This window comes from Paenibacillus woosongensis, from assembly GCF_030122845.1.
In the GTDB taxonomy this organism is placed as follows: Bacteria; Bacillota; Bacilli; order Paenibacillales; family Paenibacillaceae; genus Fontibacillus; species Fontibacillus woosongensis_A.
In genome coordinates, this window is sequence record NZ_CP126084.1 from 674,650 (window position 1) to 699,457 (window position 24,808).

The 24,808-nt window shown below is 50.0% G+C and carries 20 protein-coding genes and 1 pseudogene; 16 read left to right on the top strand and 5 right to left on the bottom strand.

Features of this window, described 5'->3' with window-relative positions; all coding sequences use genetic code 11:
* The first annotated feature begins 77 nt into the window (after nt 1-77).
* The 6 genes from QNH46_RS02915 (at nt 78) to QNH46_RS02940 (ending at nt 7,665) form a co-directional block, all read left to right on the top strand.
* Entirely contained in the window at nt 78-1,379 is a 1,302-nt protein-coding gene (locus tag QNH46_RS02915) for a sugar ABC transporter permease (RefSeq protein ID WP_283926849.1), read from the top strand.
* Complete coding sequence (locus tag QNH46_RS02920; RefSeq protein WP_283926850.1) at nt 1,376-2,221, top strand: sugar ABC transporter permease; 846 nt, start codon at nt 1,376-1,378, stop codon at nt 2,219-2,221. Before QNH46_RS02915 ends, QNH46_RS02920 begins: the two co-directional genes overlap by 4 nt.
* A gap of 140 nt (nt 2,222-2,361) precedes the next feature.
* The gene (locus QNH46_RS02925; protein WP_283926851.1) at nt 2,362-4,200 is read left to right on the top strand and encodes a methyl-accepting chemotaxis protein; all 1,839 of its coding nucleotides are present in this window, start codon (nt 2,362-2,364) and stop codon (nt 4,198-4,200) included.
* 432 nt (nt 4,201-4,632) lie between these two features.
* Complete coding sequence (locus QNH46_RS02930) at nt 4,633-6,024, top strand: L-cystine transporter (RefSeq protein WP_283926852.1); 1,392 nt, start codon at nt 4,633-4,635, stop codon at nt 6,022-6,024.
* 271 nt (nt 6,025-6,295) lie between these two features.
* Nucleotides 6,296-6,730 carry an NfeD family protein gene (locus QNH46_RS02935; RefSeq protein WP_155612984.1) on the top strand — a complete coding sequence of 145 codons (435 nt, stop codon included), beginning with the start codon at nt 6,296-6,298 and terminating at the stop codon, nt 6,728-6,730.
* Nucleotides 6,730-7,665, top strand: coding sequence for an SPFH domain-containing protein (locus tag QNH46_RS02940; RefSeq protein ID WP_283926853.1), 936 nt, complete (start codon nt 6,730-6,732; stop codon nt 7,663-7,665). The genes QNH46_RS02935 and QNH46_RS02940 overlap by 1 nt, the downstream gene beginning before the upstream one ends.
* 428 nt (nt 7,666-8,093) lie before the next feature.
* On the opposite strand, the pseudogene QNH46_RS02945 reads toward QNH46_RS02940, so the two are convergent.
* The 3 genes and pseudogenes from QNH46_RS02945 to QNH46_RS02955 all read right to left on the bottom strand — a co-directional run bounded on the left by QNH46_RS02945 (nt 8,094) and on the right by QNH46_RS02955 (nt 10,139).
* Nucleotides 8,094-8,914 (bottom strand): annotated as a pseudogene (locus tag QNH46_RS02945) (nucleotidyltransferase).
* Between the two features lie 247 nt (nt 8,915-9,161).
* On the bottom strand, nt 9,162-9,830 hold the full coding sequence (locus tag QNH46_RS02950) for a PspA/IM30 family protein (protein WP_283926855.1): 669 nt from the start codon (nt 9,828-9,830) through the stop codon (nt 9,162-9,164).
* Between the two features lie 63 nt (nt 9,831-9,893).
* Nucleotides 9,894-10,139 carry a PspC domain-containing protein gene (locus QNH46_RS02955; protein ID WP_306422049.1) on the bottom strand — a complete coding sequence of 82 codons (246 nt, stop codon included), beginning with the start codon at nt 10,137-10,139 and terminating at the stop codon, nt 9,894-9,896.
* Between the two features lie 190 nt (nt 10,140-10,329).
* Between QNH46_RS02955 and QNH46_RS02960 the strand changes: the two genes are divergently transcribed.
* The 3 genes from QNH46_RS02960 (at nt 10,330) to QNH46_RS02970 (ending at nt 13,137) form a co-directional block, all read left to right on the top strand.
* Nucleotides 10,330-10,881: a flavodoxin family protein gene (locus tag QNH46_RS02960; RefSeq protein WP_283926856.1), complete on the top strand. Its 552-nt coding sequence runs from the start codon at nt 10,330-10,332 to the stop codon at nt 10,879-10,881.
* A 278-nt stretch (nt 10,882-11,159) separates the two neighbouring features.
* On the top strand, nt 11,160-11,897 hold the full coding sequence (locus QNH46_RS02965) for a glycerophosphodiester phosphodiesterase (protein ID WP_283926857.1): 738 nt from the start codon (nt 11,160-11,162) through the stop codon (nt 11,895-11,897).
* 4 nt (nt 11,898-11,901) lie between these two features.
* The gene (locus tag QNH46_RS02970; RefSeq protein WP_283926858.1) at nt 11,902-13,137 is read left to right on the top strand and encodes an SLC45 family MFS transporter; all 1,236 of its coding nucleotides are present in this window, start codon (nt 11,902-11,904) and stop codon (nt 13,135-13,137) included.
* A gap of 79 nt (nt 13,138-13,216) precedes the next feature.
* On the opposite strand, the gene QNH46_RS02975 is transcribed toward QNH46_RS02970, so the two are convergent.
* On the bottom strand, nt 13,217-13,996 hold the full coding sequence (locus QNH46_RS02975) for a YcnI family copper-binding membrane protein (RefSeq protein ID WP_283926859.1): 780 nt from the start codon (nt 13,994-13,996) through the stop codon (nt 13,217-13,219).
* A 49-nt stretch (nt 13,997-14,045) separates the two neighbouring features.
* Complete coding sequence (locus tag QNH46_RS02980) at nt 14,046-15,794, bottom strand: copper resistance protein CopC (protein WP_283926860.1); 1,749 nt, start codon at nt 15,792-15,794, stop codon at nt 14,046-14,048.
* 265 nt (nt 15,795-16,059) lie between these two features.
* Between QNH46_RS02980 and QNH46_RS02985 the strand changes: the two genes are divergently transcribed.
* The 7 genes from QNH46_RS02985 to QNH46_RS03015 all read left to right on the top strand — a co-directional run bounded on the left by QNH46_RS02985 (nt 16,060) and on the right by QNH46_RS03015 (nt 24,785).
* Entirely contained in the window at nt 16,060-17,037 is a 978-nt protein-coding gene (locus QNH46_RS02985; RefSeq protein WP_283926861.1) for a diaminopimelate dehydrogenase, read from the top strand.
* A 1,575-nt stretch (nt 17,038-18,612) separates the two neighbouring features.
* The gene (qoxA, locus tag QNH46_RS02990) at nt 18,613-19,566 is read left to right on the top strand and encodes a cytochrome aa3 quinol oxidase subunit II (protein ID WP_283926862.1); all 954 of its coding nucleotides are present in this window, start codon (nt 18,613-18,615) and stop codon (nt 19,564-19,566) included.
* A 66-nt stretch (nt 19,567-19,632) separates the two neighbouring features.
* Nucleotides 19,633-21,576 carry a cytochrome aa3 quinol oxidase subunit I gene (gene qoxB / locus QNH46_RS02995; protein WP_283926863.1) on the top strand — a complete coding sequence of 648 codons (1,944 nt, stop codon included), beginning with the start codon at nt 19,633-19,635 and terminating at the stop codon, nt 21,574-21,576.
* Nucleotides 21,573-22,169, top strand: a complete 597-nt coding sequence (locus tag QNH46_RS03000; RefSeq protein ID WP_283926864.1) for a cytochrome c oxidase subunit 3 — start codon at nt 21,573-21,575, stop codon at nt 22,167-22,169. The genes qoxB and QNH46_RS03000 overlap by 4 nt, the downstream gene beginning before the upstream one ends.
* A 1-nt stretch (nt 22,170) precedes the next feature.
* Nucleotides 22,171-22,455 (top strand): cytochrome aa3 quinol oxidase subunit IV, encoded by a 285-nt coding sequence (qoxD, locus tag QNH46_RS03005; RefSeq protein ID WP_283926865.1) that lies wholly within the window; start codon nt 22,171-22,173, stop codon nt 22,453-22,455.
* 249 nt (nt 22,456-22,704) lie between these two features.
* Nucleotides 22,705-23,373: a hypothetical protein gene (locus QNH46_RS03010; protein ID WP_283926866.1), complete on the top strand. Its 669-nt coding sequence runs from the start codon at nt 22,705-22,707 to the stop codon at nt 23,371-23,373.
* Nucleotides 23,370-24,785 (top strand): contractile injection system protein, VgrG/Pvc8 family, encoded by a 1,416-nt coding sequence (locus QNH46_RS03015; protein WP_283926867.1) that lies wholly within the window; start codon nt 23,370-23,372, stop codon nt 24,783-24,785. The genes QNH46_RS03010 and QNH46_RS03015 overlap by 4 nt, the downstream gene beginning before the upstream one ends.
* Nucleotides 24,786-24,808 lie beyond the last annotated feature (23 nt).

A 24,808-nucleotide genomic window follows, 5' to 3' on the forward strand; every position in this document is an offset into this window, starting at 1 on the left:
AACGGAAATGAATTCACCCGTCGCGGTCTGCGGCGGGTAATTCCTTTGATGATCAAGGGAGAGGAGAAGGAGGAGAAATGAGCCGACACCGCACACGGGCAACAGTACTGTCGTCACTCTTGATGGGCCTTGGCCAAATCTATAACAAACAATATATGAAGGGCGCGCTAATGATGGCGTTCGAAGCTGCGTCCGTCATGTATTTTATCCTTAACCTGGGATATGCGTTTTGGGGAATCGTCACTCTGGGCGAAACGCCGCGAACCGCTGCGAATATGCAGCCCGGGCAATATGATCACTCCATCTTTATTCTGATTCAAAGCTTGATTACGATTCTGTATCTCATCGTATTCCTCGTCGTATATTACTTCAACATTCGGGACGCGAGAAAAATAGGCGCGCAGCGCGATGAAGGCAGACCGGTTCATAACTTCCGGCAATCGGTCCGCTATGTTCTCGATTATAAATTTGCGCAGGCGTTCCTGAGTATTCCCGCGATGGGTATACTGTTCTTTACGATCATGCCGATCATCTTCATGGTCATGATCGCCTTTACGAACTATTCCGCGCCAAACCACATACCGCCAGGGAAGCTGGTCGATTGGGTAGGCTTCGAAACGTTCAAAAATCTGCTTGCTCTCAAAACCTGGAGCCATACCTTTTACGGCGTGCTGACCTGGACGATCATCTGGGCGATTTTATCCACGGTGACGACTTATTTCGGCGGCCTGCTTGTTGCACTCCTGATTAATCAGAAGGGCATTCGTTTCAAAGGCTTCTGGAGAACGATTCTGATCCTACCGTACGCGATTCCGCAGCTGATTTCACTGCTGGTGATGAGAAACATGTTTAACGGTGAGTTCGGCCCGATTAATCAGTATCTCGGTTATTTCGGCTTATCCGGATTGCCGTGGCTTACGGACCCGTTCTGGGCTAAGGTAACGGTTATTATCGTTAATATGTGGGTCGGTATTCCGGTATCGATGCTCTTGATCATGGGCGTGCTGACAACGATCCCGCGCGATATGTACGAAGCCGCGGAGGTAGATGGAGCGAGCGGCTATCAGAAGTTCCGCATCATCACTTTGCCGATGATCCTGTTTACGACGGCTCCCACACTGATTGCGCAGTTTGCCGGAAATATCAATAACTTCAATATGATTTTCCTGCTAACGGGAGGAGATCCGGTCAAAGGGGACTACCAATATGCGGGTGCTACCGATTTGCTCGTTACCTGGCTCTACAAATTGACTTTGAACCAGAACAGATACAATATGGCTTCCGCAGTCGGCATTATCATTTTCCTGATCATCGCCTCATTCTCGATCTATAACTATCGTAGAACGAAATCGTTTAAAGAGGAGGACATGATCCAATGAGCAGGCGAAAAATTCGTAATTACATACGATTGACAGCTAGTTATATCACGCTGGCGATTCTGGCCATCTGCGCCATTTATCCCGCCCTCTGGATCGTGTTCGGCTCGCTGCGTCCAGGGACATCGCTCTACAGCAAGACCTTGCTGCCAGAGACCCTTACCCTCAAGCATTATGTGGAGTTATTCAACTCCAGGACGATTCTGTTCCCGCAATGGTACATGAATACGCTGAAGGTGTCCGTATTCTCCATGCTGCTCGGCGTAGCGCTGACGCTGCTAACGAGCTATGCCGTATCGCGCTTTCGTTTTAAAGGGCGGCAAAATGCGTTATCCGTTGTTTTGGTACTCGGGATGTTCCCGGGCTTTATGAGCATGATTGCCATCTTTCTGCTGCTGAAGGAAATGCAGCTGCTCGATACGCATCTGGCTCTGATCCTGGTATATGCGGCAGGGGCTCCGCTAGGGATGACGCTGATTGCCAAGGGCTTCTTCGACACCATTCCGCGTTCGCTGGATGAGGCGGCCCGGATTGATGGTGCAAGCAATTTCCGGATATTTACATCGATTATCCTGCCGCTTTCCAAGCCGATTTTGACCTATATGGCCTTGCTGCAGTTTGTCGGTCCATGGGTGGACTTTATTTTTGCCAGACTGATATTGCGGAGCAAGGATAAATGGACGGTCGCGGTCGGGATGTGGGATATGGTTCAGGCGAATCAGAACTCCAACTTTACGATGTTCGCTGCCGGAGCGGTGTTTATTGCCGTGCCGATTACAATTCTGTTCATGTTCATGCAGCGGCTGCTTGTGGACGGACTTACTTCAGGGGCGAGCAAAGGCTGATGCTGCCGTTACGGTGCGAATAGCATATATATCAGACAGAAGGTATAGACTCGTTTATTTGGAGACTATACCTTTTTTGAGAATCCGACAATGGATATGAGTTTTCCGAATTGTGTTCTTTATGAAAGGGTGACAGCATCATGAAGCGTGGGGGCCGGATTCAGCTTGAGTCGGTAGGCGTGAAAATATTTATCGTTGTATTTGCTGCAGTTGTGATTGTATCCGCCGTGCTTGGCATTAGTTCTTATCTAATGTCTAAACAGATTATTCGGGGGCAAGTAGGACTCGCGTCGTCGCAAGCGATCGAGCAGGCAGCGGACAAGCTGGACTTTTTATTTGCGGAGTATGAAGCGATCTCGCGGCAGCTTGCCGTCGACCAAGTGCTGCGGACGGATTTGGAGACCGTCACCAATCAGAATGTTGACATTGTCAGGAAGACCGAGGCGGAGACGCGGATTCGCAATAAGCTGGACGCCATGCGGGGATCGGACGAACGTCTGGTAGGCATCAGGCTGATTTCGCCGGGGGATTTCTCGAATACATATGCCAGCTCAGGCGCCAGTCCACCGAGCAACGAGGATGCGGTGCAGACAAAGATTAAGGCGATACAGGATGCGCAAGGAAAGCCGCTATGGATTCCCGGACAGAAACAAGGCTTCTTCGAGACTTTCGCGAAGCCGTCGGTGACGATGGGGAGGGTGCTGCAAAACTTGAAGCATCCGGAGGCGGAATACATACTGCTCATTGAAATTAAAGATGAGGCATTGAGGCATACCCTTTCCAATTTAAAAATGGGCCGCTCCGGCGAGGTCCGCATTCTGACCGCCGATAACGTTATCGTTCATGCAGCAGATCCGGAGCTCATCGAGACAACATCCGATATCGGCCTGGATGAACGGCAGCTGCAGATCGGGGAGGCCTCCTTTACGATGGAGGATGCTAACGGAGTTAAGCAGCTGGTTGTGTACAGGCAGCTCCAATCCGTGGATTGGCGTATCGTCGGGTACGCCCCAGAAAGCGACTTTCTCAGTGCAGCGGACAAGCTGATCTGGGTGACGGTGTTTGTTTTATGCTTCGCCGTATTGGTCGCTTTGGCTATCGGGTATTATTTGTTCCGGATGGTCGGCAAACCGCTCATGAAGCTGTGCCGTTTGATGGAGGAAGGAGAGCGGGGCAACCTGCGGGTACGGACGAACTTCAAGAGCCGGGGCGAAATCGGGCAGCAGATGGATTACGTCATGAGCCTGAACGCGTCCATGGATGCATCCGCCGGAAGAGTTAGTGAAGTCAGCCGGAAGGGTCGGGAATATATGGACAATCTCGTCGAGAAGACGGAATCGGTCACCCGAATGACCGGGCTGATCGAAGAGAATTCTGCGAAGCTGAGCCGGAGCACCCATTCGATCCGGAGCATACTTGCGCCGATGGTGGAAATGACGAAGCAGACAAATATTCTCTCCCTGAACGCATCCATTGAAGCTTCCAGAGCTGGTGTGGCAGGCAAGGGCTTCGTGGTCATCGCCGAGGAAATCCGCAAGCTTACGGCGGAGTCCAATGAAGCCGTTCAGACCGTGTCGGCTATGACGGAGGAAATTCAGACGGCAATTGAGGATACGGTCAACGTCTTGATACAGGTAACTCCCATGTTTGGGGAGCAGCTGCTGTCGGTGAAGGAAGCCTCGTCGATTTTTCAGAATGTTGCGCAGGAAATGGAGCGGTTCGTGACCGATATCCAGAGCTCTTCAGCCTCCGTGCATGAGCTAAGGTCATCTCAGCAGGTGCTGTCCGAATTCATTGCCAGCGTAAGCTCTGTCGTTCAGCAAACGACGGCATCTACGGAGGAGGTCGCCTCCATGTCTTCGGAGCAGTTCAAAATCAGCGAGGAACTCGTCAAGCTGGCCAATCGGTTGGAAGGGCTATCGGAAACGCTGAAGCAATCGCTGAGTTCTTTTCAGATTGATTCTGATGGAGCGGTCTAATTATCGTTTTGTAAATCAGGTCAGGCCATTCGTTGCCTGGCCTTTTTGCTGCTTGGAATAAGCGAGTACGGGGCTGATGATTTAAATGGGCTGCGCATATCATAATTGTGTCAGGCTCTTCCGGACTGGTTAAAACGTTGGAAAGGCATAGCTTCAATGAAATGGATACCATTCCCAAATTATTTCTTGAATCGGACTAGTCCCTCCATGAGATATTAACCGTGAATTGGTTGTGCAATATTCGCTTTACAGCAGAGGGAATAAGTGGGTTATGTCTTGTTCCACAAAGGAAATATGGGAGAAAATAGACTATGATCTTATAATAAATTAATCCTACCCATTTAGTCGAGTTTGTGATAATATTACGTCTGTAAATGAAACTTAATACTGACAACCAGTGGTCAAATATTAAGTAAAAAGGGGAGTTTAACCATGGAAACTTTGCAAATCATACTTAACATAGCGGTTATGCTCGTACTGCTTGGTCTTCTCTTCTGGATGCAGAAGAAGCATATTTCTTTCACAAAACGGGTGTTCACCGGGCTGGGGCTGGGCATACTGTTCGGTGTTGCCCTGCAGTTGCTCTTCCCGTCCGAATCAGCGGTCATCGGAAAATCGACGGACTGGTTCAACATCGTTGGACGCGGTTATGTTGGCTTGCTGCAAATGATTGTTATCCCGCTCATTATGGTATCTATTATTTCAGCCATTATGAAATTGAAGGGGAAACAAAATCTGGGTAAAATTAGCGGTCTTATTATCGCCGTACTGCTCATCACGACAGCGATTGCCGCATCAGTCAGTATCGTCACTACCCTTAGCTTCGATCTGCAGGCGCTGGAGATTCCGGCAGGGGATCGTGAAATTGCCCGTGGGGAGACGCTGGAGCAGCGTCTAGGGGACGTCGCGGATAAGACGATTCCGCAGCAAATTCTTGATTTCGTTCCGAAGAATCCATTTGCGGATATGACGGGGGCGCGCAGTACCTCAACCCTGGCTGTCGTTATCTTCTCTGCATTTATTGGAGTCGCCGTGCTTGGGCTGGATCGTAAAAAGCCGGAGCAAGCAGAGACGTTCCGTAAAATAATCGATGCATTGTATGCCGTGGTCATGCGTATTGTAACGATAGTCTTAAGGCTGACGCCATATGGAATTCTTGCGCTAATTACGAATACAATCGCAACAACGAATCCGCAGGAAATTTTGAAGCTGATCAAATTCGTAGGCGCATCCTATGTAGCGTTGATCGTCATGTTCATTATTCATCTGATCCTGCTGGCCATCTTCGGATACAATCCAGTGCAGTATGTTAGAAAAGTACTGCCGACGCTTGTGTTCGCCTTCACATCGCGTTCGAGTGCTGCTTCGATCCCATTGAACGTTGAGACGCAAACGAAGCGGCTTGGGGTACCAGACGGTATCGCTAACTTGTCAGCTTCCTTCGGGGCGACGATCGGCCAGAACGGCTGCGCCGGCGTTTATCCAGCTATGCTGGCCGTCATGATCGCACCGACGGTAGGTATTAATCCGGCAAGCTGGGATTTCATTCTGACGCTGATCCTTGTCGTCATGATCAGTTCCTTCGGTGTAGCTGGCGTCGGTGGTGGAGCGACCTTCGCATCCTTGATCGTCCTGTCGACGATGAACCTGCCGGTGGCTCTGGCTGGGCTTCTGATCTCCGTCGAACCGCTGATCGACATGGGACGCACGGCGCTGAACGTGAATGACTCCATTACGGCCGGCGTCATTACCGGTAAAGTGCTTGGCGAGAACGATCTGGAGGCCTTCAAACGCAATGTCGATATTGATGTTGCCCAGGCATAATGCTTGACTGGATAAGAACAATTGAATTTAGATAAGGCAGCCTGGGGATAATCTCCTCAGGCTGTTTTTTTATGAACAAGTCAGAGACAAACAGGAAGAAATTAACTGTGAAATCGGCTTGATTTTGGTATTCTTGAAAATAAGGGTAAATGGAGAGAACGTTATCTTATTGCTTGCTAAGTATTTGCACAATAGGGTTTTAATTCTTGATACTTTTTGCCTGGAACGCCGTATATAATATTATCATTGCGGAAAGGTGGTGTATCGGTAGATGCATGCATGGGTTATTTGGCTGATTGCCGCCGGAATATTGTTAGTGCTTGAAATGATGACCTTGACCTTTTATCTCCTTTGGATAAGTGTCGGGGCGGGGGCGGCTGCTTTGGTTGCCTGGATTGCCCCGGATGCTTTCCTGCTCCAGGTCATCACAGGCTGTGTCATCGCTCTCGTGCTGACGGCATTTACGAAACCGCTGGCGAAGAGACTGCGGGCGTCCAAAGGTTATGAGGATGCCGGTACGGAACTTGTAGGAAAACAGGGAGTCGTGGTGGAAGCGATAGAACCGGGCCAGTATGGCATCGTAAAAATTGGTGGAGATACGTGGAGCGCCACATCTACACAGCAGATTGGCAAGGATGAGCTGGTACGGGTAATGAAACGTGGAAGCAGCATAATTGAAGTAGAACGATGGGAGGAATTCATTTAATGGAATGGGCGATTATTGTCGTTATTGTCGTCGTCGTATTTGTCTTTATTTCACTTACAGTCAAAATCGTGCCTCAACAGCGTGTCGGAGTCGTGGAACGCCTCGGTAAATTCCACCGCTTGCTGACGCCGGGCCTCAACATCCTGATCCCGGTCATCGACCATGTCCGGGTCTATCACGACCTGCGGATCCAACAGGCCAACGTGCCTCCGCAAACCGTAATTACGAAAGATAACGTACAGGTTCAAATCGATACGATTATTTTCTATCAGGTCGTCGGACCGGAGCAAGCGACGTACGGCATTTCTGATTATGTATACGGCGTGCGCAACATCACGACGGCAACGATGCGTCAAATCATCGGTAAGATGGAGCTCGACGAGACGCTGTCTGGACGGGAGAAGATCTCCTCGGACATCCGGATTGCCCTTGACGAAGCAACCGAGAAGTGGGGCGTGCGCATCGAACGCGTAGAGGTTATCGATATTAAGCCTCCGCTGGATATCCAGGATGCGATGGATAAGCAAATGAAGGCTGAGCGGAACAAGCGTGCGATCGTTCTCGAGGCGGAAGCAGCGAAGCAAGATATGATTCTTCGCGCTGAAGGGGATAAGCAGAGTAAAATCCTTAAAGCCGAGGGGGACAAGGAAGCGCGGATTCGCGAAGCGGAAGGTTTGCGTCAAGCTCAAGAGCTGGAAGCGCTCGGGGAAGCCAAGGCGATTGAAGCGGTTGCCGCAGCTGAGAAGTCCAGAATCCAGATGCTGCGTGAAGCTGGCCTGGATGAGCAGGTGCTTGCATACCGTTCCTTCGAGGCATTAACCGAAGTGTCCAAAGGACCTGCGAACAAAGTGTTCATTCCTTCCAATGCGATCGAAACGCTGGGCAGCATTGGCGCGATTGGCGAAATGTTCAAGAACAAAGAAGGCAAGAAATAATCTAAATTATAGATGAAAGGGGCTGTCCCAGAAGTCATCATAGATGACGGAGGGGCGCCCCTTTTTTTTAGAAAGCTGTCCGTTTCTGCGGAATCAATTTCTCCCTTGCCTGCATTTCGTTCTATAGCTCATCTTATATAAGCTTACGGACTCGAACGTTAAGCTGTCGTACACTAAGCTGTCGAACATTAAATGGAATTCATGTATCTAAGTATGCTCTAAACGAATGTTTCAGGGAATTAGATGGATTTTATGCTCTTAAAATCAAGAATCCAGCCTATGATGGACAGTTCTCTTCTTCTAACGGCATGATATCCATTTAAATCTACTTTCCTTTCTTTGCCGCAGAATCTAACTACCATAAATCCATTTAGAACGAGAAAAGCCGTGGTTCATGCTCGGCGTAAATGGGAGGTAGAGAGCGCTGGTCACATTAAGGGCAACCGGTCGTTCCGCAAATGAGCATGTAATTTTTCTAAGAACATTAGATGAATATCAAATTGATAATCATCAGCAAGGATAAGGACTAGCCCTTCAACTACATGCAGTGCATTCGCATAGGCATGATATAAATCTTCTTTATCTAACCTTGAGGTCATTGAAGCATACTCACCATACGCCTTTTCTGAAAGATCAGCTTCTAAGTTTTTTGTAGCGTTAAGCCAACGTTCTACGTCTTTTCACGAATCCTGATTAATTGTAAAACGTACTTTTGAACATATGTCAGACATTCCAGCGAACGTGCAGTTTCCCCTCTTTTTAAAACATTGATGCCCATGATCCATACGTTCACTAAGTTATTAAAAGCAAAATTGACATTTTCATTTGTCATTCTTTCTGGCCCGTCACCCTTTAGATCATCTAAACATGCTTTTAATTTGCCTGTAGCATCATAAATAAACATGGATTCTGTGTCAGGGAACACACCTGTCTCTTTAAATGTCTTAATAACTTCAATCTCAGATTCTGGCTGGAAATGAAACTCTCCTCTAATTAAATTGGAAAACACGACAACCTCAGTTCCAAATTCATTAAAAAAGAGTAAATCATAAGGGGCAATATCCTTCATCCAGTCAGAAGACTCAAACTGCCCCATCTCCGTATTTTTTAAATAGATATAAAACTCAACATCCGAGTATTTGTCCCCTTCACCTTTTGTAAACGATCCATACATCATGCATGCAGAAATACGTGGATCAGTCTCACACTTTTCTTTAACTACACTAATTAATTTTTCCTGGAATAGCATATACAAAATAACCTCCCAATTTTTAAATAATTAAAGGGAATTTTGCATATCTACTACGGGGCAACATGAGCAGCACATATCTAATGCTCCTTTCATTAACATCCCATTGATCATATCAAACTTATGAATATGCCGACAATTAGGCGAGAAAAGAGGATATATGTTCATGTAGTGAACATATATCCTCTTATTAGCTTAGTCTATTTAACTCAAAGGGACTATTTCGCTTGTTGATGCGATGGAGCGATTATTTGTTTTTATCGGAGGACAGCTGATCCTTCAAACGCTGCAGTTCCTCGCTTACAGCCGGGTCATTGTCAGGGTTCGCCGTGTCTGCGGAGAAGGGGCTATAGCCGGATTTGGCCATGGCGGCCTCCCATTCGGAAATTTTCTCCTCCATGCGCTCGAAGCCTTTTGCTGCTGCCCCGCTAAAGGTGCCGTAGCTGGAATTCGGGCTTTCCGCGCTGCTGGATTGCTCCACCTTGCGTGCGCGTTCTGCCAGCTCTTTGCGTTTTTCTTTTAAGCGGGCCAGCTCTTCCTTTGCTTCCTTCAAACGCAGCTCCAATTCGAACACTTGGCTCTCGGCCTGCTTGGCGTTAGCCGCGAATTGCTCGGCCTCGTCTTGATAATGGATTTTGGCTACGGCAGCGCGGCGGGCAGCCTCTTCATTACCGGCAGTTAATGCTTCCAGCGCCTTTTGTTCCTGCAGCTGGGCATTGCGCGCGGCTTCAAGGCTCTTCTGCTCACTCACTTTAGCGGCGGTTTTGCGCTCGCGAAGCAAATTCTCTTTTGCGGCAATATCCTCTTCCAGGTTTCTTAAGTACTGTCCTGTCATCAGGATCGGATCCTCCAGTTTGTTCAGTACCTCGTGAATCGTTGCTTTCGTCAAGTTGGATAGTCTGTTCAATATGCTCATGTTCAGGACTCCTTTTTATTGTATATTTTTAACAGCTTAAATCATGAATGGGGTTAAAAAATGTTAGAATTTCGAGTAATGCTCATCATAACCGTAATCGTTGTAATCGTAGTGCAGGCCGGCAGGTTCTTTAGGAACGATCAGGCTGGCGATAAGGTAGATGGCCACGACGGTGCCGAAGCTGCAAATCGCTGCGACCAGGGCAATTAGACGAACTACGGTCGAATCTATGTTGAAATAGCGGGCAATACCTCCGCAAAGACCGGAGATTTGCTTATCTGTTCTCGAACGGTACAATTTCTTCATCATACTTCACTCACTTTCATATATTGTCATCGGGATGGTGCAATCCGTTGTTTATGACTTTATTTTATCGATTTTTCGGGAGTGGCATAACCGGCTGGGGACGGTTTTTGACCCCGACCATAGTCGGGTTGGTTCCTCGCCAGAAGGTGGGGGGGCAAGCAGCAACAAATATATAAGTGAAGGAGTGGACCGCATGAGGATCGCAGTTCTGCATGGAAGTACGAGAGAAGAGGGCAATACGGAAGCGCTGACGGAGATTGTGCTGGATGGGCTGGAGCGAACGGATATTTATCTCAGGGGAAAAACGATAAGGCCGATTCATGACCAGAGGCATGAGGAGGGCGGATTCGACCCTGTCGACGACGATTATGACGGTATCGTTCAGGATGTGCTGGAGCACGATATTCTCGTGTTCACTACACCGGTGTATTGGTACGGACCCTCGGGGATATTAAAAAACTTCATCGACCGCTGGTCGCAGAGCCTTCGCGACACCCGGTATAATTTCAAAGAAGCCATGGCGAAGAAGAAGGCCTATGTTATCGTCGTGGGGGGAGACAATCCGCGGATCAAGGCGCTGCCGCTCATTCAGATGCTTAAATACACTTTCGATTTCGTGGGCATGCCGCTGGAAGGTTATGTCATCGGTAAAGCCAGCCGGCCTGGCGATATTAAAGGCGATTCACGGGCGCTTGCGGAGGCGCAATGGTTAAACCGCGAGTTGAAGAAAGAGGCCGGTTGTTAAAGGAAAGCAAGCGATTATGGGTTTAACTCTTGCAAATTGGGCTCCAGTGGGGTAGAAGCGCTTGGGCCGGCGGTTTTTAGCACCGCGCGAGTCTCCCGGCGCGCGGTGCTTGGCCTTCCGAAATTCGGCCGATTGGTGTTCGCGCATTATACAGTTTTAACATTGCAGGATTATGATAAGCGTATGGTTAATTATATTTTGTGAAAGTACACAGAAGAGAAGCTTACAAGGGGCAAGTGCAAGCATAACAGGGAGAACGCAGGGAGGACGGGTATAACATGACCAAAGTGATTAATTTTGCGCATCGGGGCGCGGCGGGCCATTGTCCCGAGAATACGATGATCGCTTTCAAACGTGCTTTGGAGCTAGGGGCGACTGGGATCGAGACGGATGTACAAATGACGAAGGACGGGCATCCGGTGCTGATTCACGACGAGACGCTGCATCGCACGGCAGGTTCGCCGGAGTGGGTCAAGGATGTCACGCTGGCGGAGCTGTCAGCGAAGGAGGCGGGTTCATGGTTTCATGAAGATTACCGCGGAGAGAGAATCCCGACGCTGGAGCAGCTGCTTGAGCTTGTTGAGCCGCGCGACACGATCATTAATTTGGAACTGAAAAATGGGGTTGTCCAATATCCAGAACTTGAGAGCAAAGTAATAGACATGGTTCGCCGTTTTGGATTGTCCGAGCGCGTGATTATTTCCAGCTTCAATCACTATTCGCTTGTGGAGTGCAAGCGGATCGCTCCAGAAATTCGCACGGGGATTTTGTATATGGAGGGGCTGTACGAGCCATGGGATTATGCGAAGCGCATCGGTGCGGACGCCTTGCACGCCTTCCAGTACGCCGTCATTCCCGAGCTTGTCGCCGCGGCTTCGGAGCAGGGCATATCGTATCATCCGTTCACGGTTAATGAGAAGGCCGAAATGCAAGCGTTGATCCGTGCAGGCGTTGGCGGGATCATTACGGATTATCCCGACCGTTTGGCCGAGCTTCTGACGGCTGAAGGGGGTTAATGGGATGAGAAAAACGTGGCTGCTCGGTCTCGGCTTCCTCAGCATCAGCATGACGTGGGCGCTGTATAATGCGTTTGTGCCGCTTTTCTTGGCCAACTATTTAAAAAGCGCTGCCATGATCGGCTTCATGATGACGATCGATAATTATTTTGCCATGTTCCTGCAGCCGTGGATCGGTCACCGCAGCGACAAGACGCGCAGCAAGTATGGGAGGCGGATGCCTTATTTGCTGATCGGCATGCCGCTTGGCGCCGTGTTTGCCACGTTGATCCCGCTACATACCGGTTTTGTGGCCTTGGTGCTGTTTATGGTGCTGATGAACCTTTCCATGAGCATCTTCCGTTCTCCTACGGTGGCGCTCATGCCGGACATTACGCCAGAGAACAGCCGTACCCAAGCTAATGGAATTATTAATTTCATGGGCGGTCTCGGCTCGATTCTAGCTTTTGGCCTTGGCGCGCCGCTATACAAGCAGGCACCGTATTTGCCGTTTCTGTGCGCCGGGCTGGTTATGCTGTTTTCTCTAGTCATCCTGAAGAGCTTCATTAAGGAGCCCATAGTTCTGACGGGTTATGGCGATGGCAGCAGCAATCCGTTCCGGGCCGAGAGGGAGACCCGCACCCCGATACGAATCAAAGACCAGTTCGACCGCACGACATTGTTCATTTTAGGAGCGATCTTTTTCTGGTTCGTTGCTTATCAAGGGGTGGAAGCGCTGTTTACGCTCTATGGGACAAAATATATCGGCATGAGCGACAACGACGCGGCCTTCTCACTAACGTTCTTCTCCCTGGCATTTCTGGCATTTGCGCTGCCCAGCGGATGGCTTGGCGCCAAATACGGCAAGAAGAGAATCATTGCGCTTGGCGTGCTGGGCTTGTTCGTCATTTTCGGCTCGCTCGTCTTCGTGAAGTCTGTGCTCCTCCTTCGTGTGCTGCTGGTCGTCGGCGGGTTGTTCTGGGCCTGTATCAACATTAACTCGTACCCGTGGATCGTTGCGACGGGGCGGGAGGAGAGCATCGGGACACGAACCGGGATTTATTACTTCGTTTCCTCGCTGGCAGCCATCAGTTCCCCGCCTGTGCTCGGCTGGATCATCGATATGTTCGGATATTCGGCGCTATTCGCAAGCGCTTCGCTCGGGATGCTGCTGGCCGCTCTCTGCTTGATTGGCGCAAGGAACGACAATCGCTCCGCAGGCACGGGAGCTATCGATCAGGCTCCTCCGGCGATTCAATAGCTTTTAGGACATAAAAAACTCGGCGCTAGCGTCATTTGACGTAAGCGTCCGAGTTTTTGAGTTTTTGGCATTTGGAGATTTAGGCGGATTTCTTCCTGCCGCTAATCGCAAGGCCTAAGGCAATTAACGAGATCAACAGGGCGGCTGACGCCAGCACGATAGTCCATGTGCTTGCAGAGCTTGCGCTTTCTGCAGCTTCCGTCACAGGTGCAGCGCTAGTCTCGGCAGCGTCGGTGCTGCTGTGTGTCGCTGTATTTTCAGCGGCATTTTCTGCTTGCCCGGCGTTGCCGCTGGTGGCTTGATTTTGGTCGTGATCGTGGCTGTGCGAGTGGTTTGCGCTGTCTGCGGCGGAACCGGCATCTGGGCTTGAAGAGACTGCGGTGATGGAATGCGGCTTCTCGCTGCCTTCATCCCCCGTCCACTCGACAATGCTGCCATCGCTATAGTATTGGTAAGCATCCCATGCCAATTCGGCATCGCTGTCCGGATTTTTGGCGACGAAATCGAACTGCTGGAACTCGCCAGGCTTAATGCCTTCGCCCTCTGATGTCCAGGTGACGACAGTAACTTTATCCGAGCTGTCTTTCGTTAGCTCTACCTTCCAGTCCGGAATGGCGCGGTATTGCTTGAAATCCAGGCCTTCGGGAATTTTCAGGGATACTTTGACCGTAGGAATGTCTTTCTCAACGGGAACCTTGATCGTGTAAGTCTCCCAGGCTCCGGGAGCTGTGGTGCCCGGTTTGACGGTGACGTGCGCGCTGGCGATGCTGGCAAACAGCAGCAGGCATGCGGCCATGGCTGGAGCCAGAGCTATTGCTTTTGTAAGCATGGCGGAAAAGGATTGAACTTTTTGTTTCATAACGCTGAAAATCTCCTTTGCAATTTTTTATTTATAGTGAAGTTAGAAATCACTTGTTGCCGACTTGAAAGGTGAAGCTGCTATCAACCGTATCCAGCGATGACAGCAGAATATGAACGTGAAGCCTCCAACTGCCGCCCATTGTCACGATCGTATTTCCGCTTAGTGGGATAGAACCGTTCTTTCCTGGGATTACAAGTTCGATCGTTCCCATGTCCATGTCGAGGGAGGCTAGTGTTAGCGTGATTTGCTCGATGCCGTTTAGCGGTTCCTGCTCGCGATCCAGGGCGGTCACCTCAAAGCGGTTCTCGCCGACGGTATTCGGCGATACTTGTACAGAGATGTGGTAGCCGTCCGCGGTTACGGCTTTCAACTGAATCGGACCCGGGCTGGACAGAGCCGTCGGCATATTCGATAGAACTGCAGCCAGAATGAGCACGATCAATCCGGTCACGAATTCGATCCACACCCCACGGCCCAGGGGCCGGGTCTGCCTGCGGCCGCGCATGAACGCGGAAAGGCCAAGAGCCAGCATAACCAGCGTCAGTCCGCTTTTCGCAAGGAGGATGAGCCCGTAATTACTGTGCAGCAGCGCATACCATGTAGGTATATGGAGCAAACCGGCGTAGACCCCGGAACAGAGCAGTATAGCAACGCAGCCTGCAGCTAGAATAGAGAAGCGGCGGATGGCCTCCCAATATATTTGACTCCTGGAGCCGGATGAGCTTCGCGTTGCTCCTGCGGCAGCAGGCAATAGTAAAGCGAGCGAGAGCAGCCCTCCCAGCCATAGGAAGGAGGAAGCCTGGTGCAGGAAGTTCATGGTGATTGCTATACTTCTTCCGTTCGCGGCTGCGGCGTGGCCGATAAACGATTTGGCGAGCAGAATGCCAAGGGTGGCCAGGAGTGCGGCCGCCGCGGTTAGATCCGCTGCCAAGCGGTTTTGTTTTTTCGTAAAAATGATAAGTATGGTGGTCAGTCCGGCCAGTATGAGCAGCAGTATCATCTCGGCAATCCAGGCTTTGCCGAACGAAGTAAGGCTGAGCGTATCCTTGATCCAAGCCGGATTCCAAGCTTGGCTCCACGGAACTCCGGCATCGCTCGCCGTCTGCTGCGGCAAGCTCAGCCCGATTCCGGCCGCAGCCAGGAGGAGAGATAGAATGAGAAGCTGTTTGCTTCGCTGCCACACCGGCGATTTTGCCAAAGCATAAGGATGATTCTGGCGTCGTCGGGCAGCAGACTCGGCATTGGATCTGCGGTACGGCCAGAGCAGCAAATGAAAGAGAAGCACGCCAATATATATCGCTAAGCCGCTATATTGGAGCCAACGAAGAAGAAGGAGGCTAAGCTTGGGCCAATCCTGTCCTTGGCTGCTGCCGGGTTGATTCGCTGCCGCAGGGTTGTGGGCGGCTGCTGCGGCATCCCCGATGATAAAAGGGAATGTTCCGGTGACCGTATGGCCATCGCTGGACAGCACTTTGTAATTTACGGTATAAATCCCGTCCGGCAGCTCAGGCCTCAGATCCGCGATTAATCTGGCCGAATTGGCGTCATCCATTCGGGATTCTCCTGCGGTGGCTTGCTGGCCGGATGGATCGGTGACTTGAATCGAGTGAAACGCCTGTTCGATCGGCTCGTTAAAGGTAATGCTGACCTGAGCGGGAGCTTCCTTGAGTACTTCGTTCTCTCCGGGAGAGGATGCTACAACATAGGCATGGGCGGAAACGGATGCAGGAAGGGAGAACAGAAGGCAGTAAAGCGTGAGTGAAATTAGCGCCTTGGCTGCGTGCCGTTTTTTCAATGCAGGGATCACTCCTTTTTACTAACTTGCAGTAACATATTTCACAATGCACTTCATTTTACAGTTATTTTTTTGGGGAGAATATGACCTTATCGGGCTATATTAGAGGGACTAAAAACGGAAAAATTGACATTTTTGTGAAATCTTTTGGGCGAGGTCCGTTATAACGGGTGAAGTAATGCCTAACTTATGAGGCTAAAGATTTAAAAATGACCCATAGTAAGATAAAATAATTACGATCTAATTTTGAAGGAGGATACGTAAAGTGGCATCGAACATCAAAGTGGGTATCGTAGGTTATGGGAATTTAGGACGCGGCGTGGAAAAAGCAATCAAGCAAAATCCGGATCTAGAGCTCCGCGCAATTTTTTCGAGAAGAAACCCGGATGAGGTAGCGGCAGCCAGCGGCGTCGTGCATATTTCCGAGTTGGAGAAGTATAAGGGCGATATCGACGTGTTGATTCTTTGTGGAGGTTCGGCCACGGATCTTCCGCAGCAAGGGCCTGAGCTGGCCGCTATGTTCAATACGGTGGACAGCTTTGACACACATGCGAAAATTCCTGAGTATTTCGACAAAGTTAACGCATCGGCTTCTCAAGGGGGAAATGTGAGCGTGATCTCGACCGGCTGGGATCCAGGCTTGTTCTCTTTGAACCGCTTGCTTGGACAAGCTATTCTTCCTGAGGGCAACGAGTATACCTTCTGGGGCAAAGGCGTTAGCCAGGGCCACTCCGACGCGATTCGCCGCGTTGACGGTGTGAAGGGCGGCGTGCAGTATACGATTCCGGTAGAGTCCGCTGTAGACCGTGTGCGCAAAGGGGAAAACCCAGAGCTGTCCACGAGAGAGAAGCATGCGCGGGAATGCTATGTAGTTGCCGAAGAGGGTGCCGATCTCGCACGGATCGAACGTGAAATCAAGGAAATGCCGAACTATTTTGCGGATTATGATACGACGGTACATTTCATCAGCGAAGAGGAGCTGAAGGCGAACCACTCCGCTATGCCGCACGGCGGCAACGTGCTGAGAAGCGGCCGCACGGGAGAGAACAACACGCAAATTATCGAATTCGGGTTGAAGCTCGACAGCAATCCCGAATTTACGGCAAGCGTGCTTGTAGCTTACGCGCGCGCAGCTTACAAGCTGTCCCAAGCTGGCGAGTCCGGGGCAAGAACGGTATTTGACATTCCGTTTGGCCTGCTGTCGCCTAAATCGCCAGAACAGCTTCGCAAAGAATTGCTGTAAGGCTATGCCTTTATGGCCGCCTGGGAGAGTGGATCTCCCGGGCGGCTTTTTATTTGTTAGGCTGTTGGTGCCAGCAGCCCTATGGTTGCTAAATAAAACGTGAAGGTGCGGGCGAAATTCGGGTTGGAAGGGGAGCGGAGGGTGCGGGCGGATTGGAGTAGGAATGAGTAGGGTAGGGTGGGGTGGAGTAGAGTAGAGTAGAGTAGAGTAGAGTAGAGTAGAGTAGAGTAGAGTAGAGCGGAGTAGAGCGGAGTAGAGCAGGGTAGAGCGGAGTAGAGTAGGGTAGAGCGGAGTAGAGTAGGGCGGGGTGGAGTTGAGCGAGTAGGGCAGAGTGGAATGGAGTAGGGCGGGGTGGAGTTGAGCGAGTAGGGCAGAGTGGAATGGAGTAGGGCGGGGTGGAGTTGAGCGAGTAGGGCAGAGTGGAATGGCTAACGGACCGTAGTTCCGCTATTTGTCCAAAAACGCCGAAATTGTTGTGCTAACGGACCCTGGTTCCGCTATTGCCCCTATAAGCGACTGAAAAGAGGCGTTTAGGGGCAAATAACGTCTTCTGTGTCCGTAAGAATAAGAAATATCGAGTAAATCGCGAAATAGCGGACCTGTTGTCCGTAAGCAACCTCCTCTTCGAAGTGACATTGTGCGCCACCCCGGCTACCCTCCCCCACGAAGTGACATTGTGCGCCACCCCGGCTACCCTCCCCCACGAAGTGACATTGTGCGCCACCCCGGCTACCCTCCCCCACGAAGTACCAGTGCGCGCCGCCCCAACTACCTACCTCTCGAAGTACCAGTGTGCGCAGCCCCAACTATTTCGCCCTCGAAGTGACTATATGCGCCGTCCCAGCAACTTTAACCTCATACGACTCTTTGTATTAAACAATCTACGACTCCCCCATAACAGTCATGTTACGCCGGCCACCGCGCGCTGGGAGTTTCGCGCGGTGCGAAAAGCCACTCATTTTGTCAGGCGAGCTAACCCAGAGCTTCCATCTACAAACGGCGAACCTGGTCACCCACCTACACATCCTCACCTACACATCCTCACCTACACATCCTCACCTACACCTCCCCGCCTCCATCTATCACATCTTCACATCCCCGACCTCCAATACCCACTCATTTTCCACTCGCACAATCTCCGATGGCTCATTCTGACGCGACCTAAATTGTCAGCGGAATACCCCGCAGATTTAGCAATTTAGCAAGCATTACCGCAGTGAGAAGCGCCTAAGAAAGCTCAAATGTATGTGATTTTAGTTACAAAGTCCGCGTTTCATTATGACAATTCTGCGAACTCGGGCCTTCTGGATGTTCATTGTGAACAATTATCAAAATCGCCGAATTTGGCGTTTTTCGGGGGAATACGGCTGAATTTCGACTTTTGGGGTGGGGAGGTGAGCGGCGGACAGGCATTCTAATGTAAATATATTACATAATTACCTTTCTCTATGGTTTGTTTTTACTTTTAACGAATCCTAACATTGTTCTTAGTTGTAATACATTAAGTTCACGTGACTGTTTATCAGCCTGTATCACACCGTGGAACTTACTGCTTAGAAAGGGGTAACGGAATCTATGAAAAGAAGAGGGCTGCTGTTAATCGCATTTTCAGCGCTGCTTGTCTTCCTGTCCGGCTGCAATACTTTGACGGTATTGGATCCGAAAGGACCTGTAGCCAAGACTCAATCCGACGTCATTATTTTCTCCATCATCACGATGGCGTTAATCCTGCTCGTCGTATATGTGCTTTATGTTTACATGCTGACCAAATACCGGGCTTCCAAAGCTGCTCCGGATTACGAGCCACCGCATGATGAAGGAAAGACATGGCTCGAAATTACCTGGACTGCGATTCCGCTAGCGATCGTCATTATGCTATCCGTTGTTACGATTCGCAGTACGAACGAGGTTGAGGCTGTACCTAAGGATTATCAAGATCAAAAGCCAATAGTTATTTACGCAAGCTCCTCCAACTGGAAATGGCATTTCAGTTATCCAGAGGAAGGGATCGAAACGGTCAACTACGTAAATATTCCGACTCATCGCCCTATCGAATTCCGCCTGTATGCGTACGGACCGATTACGAGCTTCTGGGTCCCTCAGTTGGGCGGCCAGAAATATGCGATGAGCGATATGGTTACGAAGCTGAATCTCGTTGCCGAGCATGAGGGCTCTTTAATGGGCAAGAATGCGAACTTCTCCGGTGAAGGCTTTGCCCACATGGAATTTGAAGTGCTGGCGATGAATCAGACAGAGTACGACAAATGGGTGGATGAAGTAAAGAGTACGGCTTCCGAACTGACGCCGGAAGAATTCCAAAGTCTGCTGGATACGAAGCATGTCGGCAGAAGAACTTACTCCTCCACGCACCTGACGTTCTTACCGCCGCCTGAGGGTGAGCACGCCGGGCATAATCACGGTGACTCCGCCGCGAAATCCGAGCTCGATCAGTTCCAGATCGACCAAATCGGTTCAGAAAATAGCGGAGGCGGAGATTCGGATCACTCCGGGCACAATCACAATCAGTAATTAGGTTGAAAGAACAAAGAGCAATAGGCTCATAAGGCAACTAAGAACTGGAAAGGAGTAAGCTAAATGAAATGGGACGAATTTTTCGTCACGGGCGAACCGATGATTTACGGTGCGATGGTCAGTATTGTTATTGTGTCAATCGCGATTGTTGCCGGGCTCACCTATTTTAAGAAATGGGGCTACCTGTGGCGCGAATGGTTAACGACCGTTGATCATAAAAAAATCGGTATCATGTATATCATTTCTGCACTCATCATGCTATTTCGGGGCGGCGTAGACGGCCTCCTGATGCGTGCGCAGCTTGCTGTCCCAGAGAACGGATTACTGGACAGCCAGCACTATAACGAAATCTTTACGACGCACGGGGTCATCATGATCCTCTTCATGGCGATGCCATTCATTATTGGTTTGATGAACGTCGTCGTTCCTCTGCAAATCGGAGCACGGGACGTTGCGTTCCCGCGCCTGAATGCCGTCAGCTTCTGGCTGTTCTTCGCCGGAGCGATGCTGTTCAACATTTCATTCGTCATCGGCGGATCGCCGGATGCCGGATGGACAGCTTACTTCCCGCTGTCGAGCATCGAGTTCAGTCCGACGGTTGGCAATAACTATTACTCCATTGCGCTGCAAATTTCCGGGCTGGGTACGCTCATGACCGGGGTGAACTTCATCGTGACCATTCTCAAGATGCGCGCGCCGGGCATGACGCTAATGCGTATGCCGATGTTCACATGGTCGATTCTGGTCACTTCCGTCATCATCGTATTCGCGTTCCCGGTATTGACGATCGCGCTGCTGCTCATGATGCTGGACCGGCAGTTCGGTTCGCAATTCTTCACCATGGCCAATGGTGGGATGGATATGCTCTGGGCCAACCTGTTCTGGGTATGGGGGCATCCAGAGGTATACATCGTTATTCTGCCCGCATTCGGTATCTTTAGTGAAGTTATCTCGACGTTTTCACGCAAAAATCTGTACGGTTACAAATCAATGGTGTTCAGTATGGTTATCATCTCGCTCCTGTCTTTTGTCGTGTGGGCTCACCACTTCTATACGATGGGACACGGCGCGATGGTTAACGGCGTCTTCTCCGTGACCACGATGGCGATAGCCATTCCGACCGGGATCAAAATCTTTAACTGGCTCTTTACGATGCATAAAGGACGCATCGAATTTACGACGCCAATGCTGTATGCTCTTGGCTTTATTCCGATCTTTACGATTGGTGGCGTGACCGGCGTTATGCTGGCCATGGCAAGTGCGGATTACCAGTACCACAACACGATGTTCCTGGTTGCCCACTTCCACTACGTATTGATTCCGGGGACAGTCTTCGGGGTTCTTGCGGGAATGTACTACTGGTTCCCGAAACTGTTCGGCTTCCGCCTGAACGACAAGCAAGGCAAACTGGCTTTCTGGATTATTGTAATAAGCTTCAACGTAACGTTCCTGCCGCTCTTCGCCCTTGGATTGAATGGGATGACGCGGCGGATGTACACGTATTCTGCAGAAACAGGCTTCGGGCTGCTGAATCTTATTGCGTCGATCGGTGCGGTCGGTCTGGCTATTGGCTTTGCGGTACTCGTATACAACATTTACTGGAGCTTCCGCTATGCGCCGAGAGAGACAAACGGCGATCCATGGAATGCAAGGACCTTGGAATGGAGCACGCCAAGCCCGATTCCTCACTACAACTTTGCGCGTATGCCTGAAATTAAGGAACGCGATGCGTTCTGGTTTGCGAAGAAGTCCGGTAAATCTCTGTATACCGAGGAATACAGCGATATTCATATGCCTAACAACAGCGGCCAGCCGTTTGTTCTGGGTGTGATCTTTATGATCTTCGGATTCTTCATGGTCTTTAACTGGTGGGTAGGGGCTGTGATTGGAGCCATAGGTATTTTCGTTATGATGATTATCAGATCCTTTGAACGCGATCACGGACATTATATTCCTGTGAAGGAAGTTGTGGCGACCGAACAACGATTGCGGGGTGAACAGGTATGAAAATAGATCATGCAGTACCGCTGGAATATAGCACGGAAGAGAACAAAAACCGCATCTTCGGCTTCTGGGTATTTCTCGGAGCAGAGATCGTGATGTTCTCCACGCTCTTCGCCGTATATTTCACCTTGTGGAACCGGACCGGCAACGGTCCTACGGCGAAAGAGATTTTTGAAATCGGACCGGTGCTTATCGAGACCTTCCTGCTCCTGACGAGCAGCTTCACGATCGGTCTGGCGATCAACAGTATGCGGCAGGGTTTGATGAAAGCGACGATGGGATTTTTTGCGGTAACGCTGCTGCTTGGCCTAGGTTTCTTGGGCGTCGAGATCATTGAATTCGTGACGTACGTAAACGAAGGCGCAACGCTGCAAACGAACGCGTTCATGTCCAGCCTATTCACGTTGCTTGGGCTCCACGGGGCGCACGTAACGCTTGGATTGGTGTGGGGCGGCGGATTGATGCTGCAAATGAAGCGTGAGGGCTTCACGCCGGATACGGCGAACAAGTCATTCATCTTCTCGCTGTACTGGCACTTCCTGGATGTCGTCTGGATTTTCATCTTCAGCTTTGTATACTTGAAAGGATTGATGTGACATGAAAAAACTGTTCCCGCTTCAACACGTCATGGGATATGTCTCTTCGCTGATCCTTTCGATCGTTGCACTGACCGTTCTGTTCTTCGATATGTCCTACGGGATGCAAATGACGGTTCTGCTCGTTTGCGCGGTCATTCAAATGTCAGTTCAGCTGTTCGTCTTCATGCACATCGGCGAGACGGGTTCGAAGACATCGCTTTATACGAATATCGCGTATGCGCTGTTCGTAGGTCTGGTGACGGTTTTCGGTACACTGTTTACGATGATCTGGGGATATCAATAAGCGAATAGGCAAGTTTGAGTTTAATAAAGAGCTAGATTTATATAGAAATGACAATCACTCTGATCCAAAGGCGAATGCCTGGGGTCAGAGTGATTTTTTTTGCAGCAAATTGTCGGGTGGATGCCCTTCTGGTGAAATAAGGGAATCTGCGGAGTATGGGTTAACTTTTATGAGTGTATGTCCGAAATATAGGTATGAATGGGTTACATTTACAAAAATAAGATTCGGAGGAAGAAGAAACTGCATACGATGAATTACTTAGATGAACAGATTCTTAGAATGAAACAGGAATTAATACATAAGCATGATGAGGCAAAAACGAGCCAATCCCAATTAACAGATTCAGAGAAAGAAAGCTTAGTTTCAGACAAGAATATGGTGCTGCGCATCAAGGATGAGGTTATAACCTTCGCCCCTGTGATCGTACTGGATGGAAAAATCGAGGTAAAAATTCCCAAATCCTTTCATCTCATGCCCCTGGAGCAAGCCAAATTCAAATATCCTTCGGAGCATCGCCCGAAGGTTATTTACACTTCTTCTGAAGGGACCATCAATATGACCTTTAATCCGACAGACACGGCTTTGGAGCTGGAGGAGCTTCCTGATTTTATGGAGCGAATGGCAGATGTGCTGCGATCGGTACAACCGATCCGCAATTGGATGGGGACGGAGTTGATCGTTAATCCATCCGGCCTTTCTATGGGGTGTATTCGCTTTGTAACAGCAGGAGTAGACGGAAACCTATATAACGAAATGCTGCTGTTTATTCTGGAAGGATACGTGATCATCGGTGCTTTCAACTGTCTGGAATCCGATAGGGATGCATGGCTGCCTGTAGCTAAAGTTATAGTCCAGTCGCTTAGAGGTGTCTCTGATTCCTCCGAGTTGCTGTACGAGGAAGGAGATGCTTCAAGATGAGTCTAGGATACGATAACATTCTAATTCACCCATTTGAGAGAATTAACCTAGAACAGCTCACCTTAACGAAGAAAATAAATGAGCATACCCGGCTGTATTTTACAGGCGTGATTCCAGAAGATATGCGGGATAGCTGCGTAGAAACAACGCATAGCTATACGGTCATTGAAGTGAGCCAAAAGGATGAGGCAGGCGGCACTACACCATTATTCAGCGGGATTGCACTCTCGGTTGAGGTGAAAGTTGTGCGTGATGTCTACTATCTGGAGGTAGAGGCTATCTCGCATACCTACCGAATGGACATCAAGCAGCGCACGCGCTCTTTTCAGAATATTAATATGACGATTCCTCAATTGCTGGAACAGATTGGCGAGGATTACGAGGGGCTTGATGTGATTGACGGGGCTACTGACGGGGCCAAGATCGGGCGTATTGCCATCCAGTACCAGGAGACGGATTGGGCTTTCTTAAGACGGTTGGCCTCCCGCTATCATACAAGCTTGATGCCCGCCGCCCGTTTTGATAGTCCGAAGTTTTATTTTGGCATTGAGGATATTCCTGCACATGTGGTGCTGGATCATAGCCGTTACGCCGTACGCAAGCAAATGCTGCCTTTTCGTTATTTTCAGGAGAATGACCAGGCCAGGCTGACGGAGAACGACTTCATTTTTTATGAAGTGGAGACGGATGAGGTGCTGGATTTAGGAGCGCAGTTGAACTTTCAGGGGCACAGCCTGTTTGTGATGGAAGCTTATACCGAAATGAGGCAGGGACAGTTGAGACACCAATATGTATTGGGATCTTACCAAGGCTTCCGGCAAAAAAGCTACTATCAGGAAAAACTGGCCGGCGCTTCGTTAAGCGGCGTCGTTATCGACGTGCGCCAGGATCAGGTGCGCATTCATTTGGACTGCGATGAGCAGCAGAAGGTAGATGAGGCATACTGGTTCAACTACTCTACGGCTTATAGTGCTGAGGGACATACGGGCTGGTATGTGATGCCTGAAATCGGCGATCCCGTTTCGCTATATTTTCCGGGCAGCCGAGAAGAAGATGGAATTGCGGGGAGTGCCGTCAGACGAAATACGCAAGGAAGCGCCCGTAATAAAATTTTGGATCCTCAGAGGAAAATATGGCGAACCCCTCATGGCAAGGAAATTTGCCTGGGACCGGATGAGCTGGTCATCACGGGGAAAGAAGGGGCTATTTATATCCAGCTGAACGATAAGGATGGCATACATATTGTAAGCAGCAATGCCGTAAGCATCTCGGCGGGGGGAGATCTGAGCCTGACGGCTGGGACAACGATGTCACTCTCCGCAGGCAGCGAGCTGCGTATGGATTGCAACGGCAGTTCTATTGAACTTAGCGGTTCAGCCAAGATGAAGGGCAGCGAAGTGAAATCTAATTAGCATAAGCGTACCAGGTGGTGTAG